Annotated in this window: 5 protein-coding genes and 1 pseudogene; 1 reads left to right on the top strand and 5 read right to left on the bottom strand. The window is 71.6% G+C overall.

The window, feature by feature from the left end; all coding sequences use genetic code 11:
* The 5 genes from AC2W7M_RS20560 to AC2W7M_RS20540 form a co-directional block, all read right to left on the bottom strand.
* Positions 1-222: hypothetical protein (locus tag AC2W7M_RS20560; protein WP_486134500.1), on the bottom strand; the 222-nt coding region annotated here is incomplete at its 3' end.
* Between the two features lie 71 nt (positions 223-293).
* Positions 294-1283, bottom strand: a complete 990-nt coding sequence (locus AC2W7M_RS20555; protein WP_486134498.1) for a patatin-like phospholipase family protein — start codon at positions 1281-1283, stop codon at positions 294-296.
* 180 nt (positions 1284-1463) lie between these two features.
* Complete coding sequence (locus AC2W7M_RS20550; protein WP_486134496.1) at positions 1464-1886, bottom strand: YciI family protein; 423 nt, start codon at positions 1884-1886, stop codon at positions 1464-1466.
* A gap of 198 nt (positions 1887-2084) precedes the next feature.
* On the bottom strand, positions 2085-2411 hold the full coding sequence (locus tag AC2W7M_RS20545; RefSeq protein WP_486134494.1) for a hypothetical protein: 327 nt from the start codon (positions 2409-2411) through the stop codon (positions 2085-2087).
* 468 nt (positions 2412-2879) lie between these two features.
* Positions 2880-3338, bottom strand: a complete 459-nt coding sequence (locus AC2W7M_RS20540) for a hypothetical protein (RefSeq protein WP_486134493.1) — start codon at positions 3336-3338, stop codon at positions 2880-2882.
* Positions 3339-3385: 47 nt separating this feature from the next.
* Here AC2W7M_RS20540 and AC2W7M_RS20535 point away from each other — a divergent pair.
* Positions 3386-4357: pseudogene (locus AC2W7M_RS20535) on the top strand (hypothetical protein); the annotation flags it as partial.

Here is a 4357-nt window from a genome sequence, read left to right as displayed (position 1 = left end):
CGAGGCCACCCCGGCCGAGGCCGCGGCGCTGACGGCCAGCGGCCTGCCGGTGCGCGCGGTGGCGAATCGCCTCGGCCACGGCTTCGAGGCACAGTTTCCGGCCGGGCTGGCTCTGGCTGCGCTGGCGGTGTCGAACGGCGAACTGTTCCCGTGCTGGCGGGCGATCCCGTGGAGGCCGGCGGCGGCGCAGTCGAACGCGCGATCGTCACCTGCGTCGGCCACTGGCGCGGCGAGGGCGCGGCCTGGTGGAGAAGGCCTGACGGCGCCGCAGCGCCGCCATCCCGTTCCCGGGCTCAGCCCAGCGCCACCATGGCGGCGCGGATGTCGTCGAGCGAGCGCTCCGCCGCCTCGGCCCCGGCGGCGATGGCTTCCTCCGCCCGGTGGAAGTCGAACAGGCCGATGCGTCCCAGCTTCGGGTTGAGCGTCACGTCGGGCGGGTCGCCGGCAAGCCGGGACCGGGCGATGCGGTCCTGGATGATGTTGAAGGCATCGATCATCACCGTGGACAGGCCGCGCGGGCCATCCGGGACGCCGTTTCCGGCAAAGAACTGCCGCCGCAGCCGCTCCGGGCTGAGCATGGCGGCGATGCCTTCCTTCTTCTCGGCGATGACTGCCTCGGCGGCCTCCTCCACCACGCCGCCATGGTCGTGGATCACGGTGCCGCGGCCGAACACGTCGGCATTGAGGTTCACCGCGATCACCATGCGCGCGCCCAGCGCCCGTGTGGGCGAGACGGGAATGGGGTTCACCAGCGCACCGTCCATCAGCCAGCGCCCGCCCACCTTCACCGGCGTGAAGATGCCGGGCAAGGCGTAGGAGGCGCGGATCGCCTCCACGAAGTCGCCGCGGGTGAGCCAGATTTCGTGGCCGGTGCCGAGCTCGGTGGCGATGGCGGCGAAGGTGAGCGGCAGATCGTCGATGGCGAGTTCGCCCACGTCGCGGCGCATCAGCTCCACCAGCCGGCGGCCCGAGATGAGGCCCGGCCCGCCGAGTGCGAAATCCATCAATCCCAGGACGTTGCGCTTGGTGAGGCTGCGCGCCCAATCCTCCAGCCGGTCGAGCTTGCCGGCCGCCCAGATGCCGCCCACCACCGCCCCGATGGAGGTGCCGGCCACCACCTGGGGGCGGATGCCGTTCTGCTCCAGAACCCGCAGCACGCCGATATGGGCGAAGCCGCGGGCGGCGCCGCCGCCCAGCGCGATGCCCACCGCGGGGCTGGCCGCGTCCGGGTGCGGCCCGTTCCGCGCGTTTCCACGTCCTCGGGTTCGGGTGCCGCCTCGCATTCGCCGGAGGGACCGGACGATCGGTGGGAAAGGGGAACATCGGCACCTCGACTTTCCCCTTCAGATGGGTCCGCCGCCGGCCCGGCGCAACGGTCCGGCGGGCTTTTGTCGGCTGACCCAAGGTCATGAATGGCCAACCGCAGGAGCGCCCCGGCGCCGGTTCGGCCGGGGCGCCGGGGGTCAGGATCGGCTCGCCTTCTCGCGCAGGCGGCGGTCGTTCTCCGCCAGCTCGGGAGTGACCGCGTCGCCGAAGTCGGCCAGTTCGTAGAGCGGGCGAATCTCGATCTCGCTTGGGCCGGGCATCGGGTTGGGGCAGCGCTTAACCCAGGCCACCGCTTCGTCCAAGTCCTTGACTTCCCAAAGCCAATAGCCGGCGACCAGCTCTTTCGTCTCGGCGAAGGGGCCGTCGATGACCAGACGGGAGGCGCCATCGAAGGCCACCCGCTTGCCCTGCGCGGAGGGCTTCAGTCCGTCGCCGGCCAGCAGGATGCCCGCATCGATCAGCGCCTCGTTGAATTTTCCCATCTCCTCAAAGAGCTCGGTTGAGGGCATCAGGCCCGCTTCGCTGTCCTTGGTGGCCTTGACCAGAACCATCACGCGCATCGTCTCGTCTCCCGCTCGCAAAGGCGGCCGGTTTCGGCCATCCTGCCATAACGACGAATAGCGGGCGGCGGGGACGACAAAACCGCGAAAATATCCCCCAGGTACCGCTTATGCCCGCCCAATCCCGCCCGCGTCCCACGGGGACCGCGCCAAGCGCCCGCGAGGCGAAAAAGGCTCCCCGCGCGGCGTCGATACATGCTATGGTTGTATTCCCGGGCGGACCGCCCGCCGTTTTCCCTTGCCCGGCAATGCGGAGGCGTGAGCCGTGACGACGAAGGCGCTGCACCCGGCCGGCTCCCGCATCGCGCAGGCGTGGGGCGAGATCCTGAATTTCGCGCTGGTCTTGTGGGTGGTCCGGGTTCCGCTGGTGAGCGTCGCCGCCGGCCTGGTCCTGATGGCCGCCATCACCGAGGCGCAGGACGTGATGGTGCACGTGGCGATGGCGGGCGCGCCGCTCGCCAAGCGGGCCTGGATCTCGTGGGAGCTGGTCCAGCTGTTCGCCTCCACCTTCCTGTTCTGGGCCATGCCGGTCCACTATGCCGCCCGGCTGCTGCTGGAGACCGATCGCGGGCTGGCGGCGCGGATCACGCCCGTGGCGAAGGCGGGGCCTCGGGCGCGGGCGGCTGCGGCCTCGGGCGCGCTCGGCTGGGTCATCCTCCTGGTGCCGCGGGTGCTGGGGGCGCTCACCTTCTTGGCGTTCGCCATCGGCGCCTGGCAGGCGATCGCCAACCTGCCCACCATCGACGACACGCCGGTGGTGGAGGCGGCGCGGGATCAGCTCGTTTATGTGTCCTGGGTGATGCTCGCCGGCGTCCCGGCCTTCTTCGCCTATGCCGCGGTCCGGGTGCGGATGGTGAAGTCCGGGCCGCTGGCCGCCGTCGACCGCTGGCTCGCGCCGCGGGTCGCCTGGTTGTTCCGCCGCATCGGCCTCGGCGCGCGCGTGGACGATCCGGCTGGCGAACTCTACGCCACCGGTCGCCTCGCCTTGCTGATCTATGCGGTGGTGGTCGCCATGGTCCTGGCGTTCAAACCGGACTGCCTCGCCAAGGCGCTGCCGCTGGCGGGCGCCGTGCCGCTGGTGTTCGGCGGCTGGGTGCCGCTCCTGTCCTTTCTCTCCGCGCTCGGCCGGCGCCTGCATTTCCCCTTCCTGCTGACGCTGTTCGCGATCGGCGTGGCGGCGGTCGCCATCTTCGGCGACAACCATGCGGTGCGCCTGCGCGACGCGGCGCCGCCGCGCGGGCGAGCCTGCGCCAGGGCCTCGACATGTGGATGCAGGCCAACGGCTGCGCGGGCAAGCCAGAGGAATGCCCGCGCCCGGTCATCGTCGCCGGCGCCGGCGGCGCGAGCCGCGCCGGCTTCTTTACCGCCAGCGTCATCGGCCACTTCCTGGACGTGGAGACGTTCAAGCAGGGCTCGGTCCACACCCAGGCCGACCAGACCAAGACCGTGCATGCCCCGCTCGACGACGGCCGCCTCGCCGGGAAGCCGGGGGCCAACCCGTGCTCAATGGCGGCCAGGTGCGCAACCGCATCTTCGCCATCTCCGGCGTCTCCGGCAGCGCCTATGGGGCGGCGGTGATCGCCGGCGCGCTCGCCGCGTCCGGGCCGCCCAGCGGGGCGGTGCCGTGCCCGCGCGAAGCGTTGGCGTCGGGCTACTGGTTCGGCGAGAAGATCAACACCTGGCGCGACTGCCTGGAGGCGCTCACCGCCGGGGACTATCTCACCGCCGTGTTCTTCGGCCTCACCTTCCACGACCAGGTTCAGCTCGGGGTGGAGGACCGCGCCATCCTCCTGGAAAAGGCGTGGGAAGCGCGCTTCGCCGACCTCGTGTCGAAGGCGCCGGCCGTGGCCGCCGCGGACGCCCAGCGTTCCGACGGCCAAAAGGCCGCCGGGCGGCTGGCGCAGCCCTTCCTCGCTCTGCCGCGCTCGGCGGCAAGCTGGGTGCCGTTCCTGGTGCTCAACGGCACCTCGGTGGACACCGGCCAGCGCATCGTCACCACCGACCTCGATCCCACCATGCCCGCCGCCCCCTGCCTCACCGGCGGGCCGCCGGAGCGCTGCCCCATCTTCACCCATGCCCTCGACTTCCACGCCCTCATTCCCGAAGGCAAGGACGTCGCCCTGTCCACCGCGGCGAGCAATTCCGCCCGCTTCCCGGTGATCTCGCCGCCCGGTGCCATTCGCGGCCGAAAGAGCGAGGTGGCCGACCGCATCGTCGACGGCGGCTATTTCGAGAATTACGGCGTCGAAAGCGCGCTCGACCTCGCCAAGGCCATCGTCGCGCTGGAGCCGGGCCTCGCGCCCTTCATCCTGGTCATCTCGAACGATCCGCAGGTCACTCTTGGCGAGGCCGGTGCCGGCAGAGGGCACCGCCCAGCCGGAGGCGGCCGACACGCTGTGGCTCGGCGAGGTGGCCGGACCGCTGCGGGCCATAGGCGCGGTGCGCGGCGGGCGCGGCCGGCTCGCCCAGGC

The organism is Xanthobacter sp. BG11Y11_SDJG (assembly GCF_057364445.1).
Note: the sequence above shows the minus strand (reverse complement) of the source record. Positions and strands in the feature narration are given on the sequence as shown.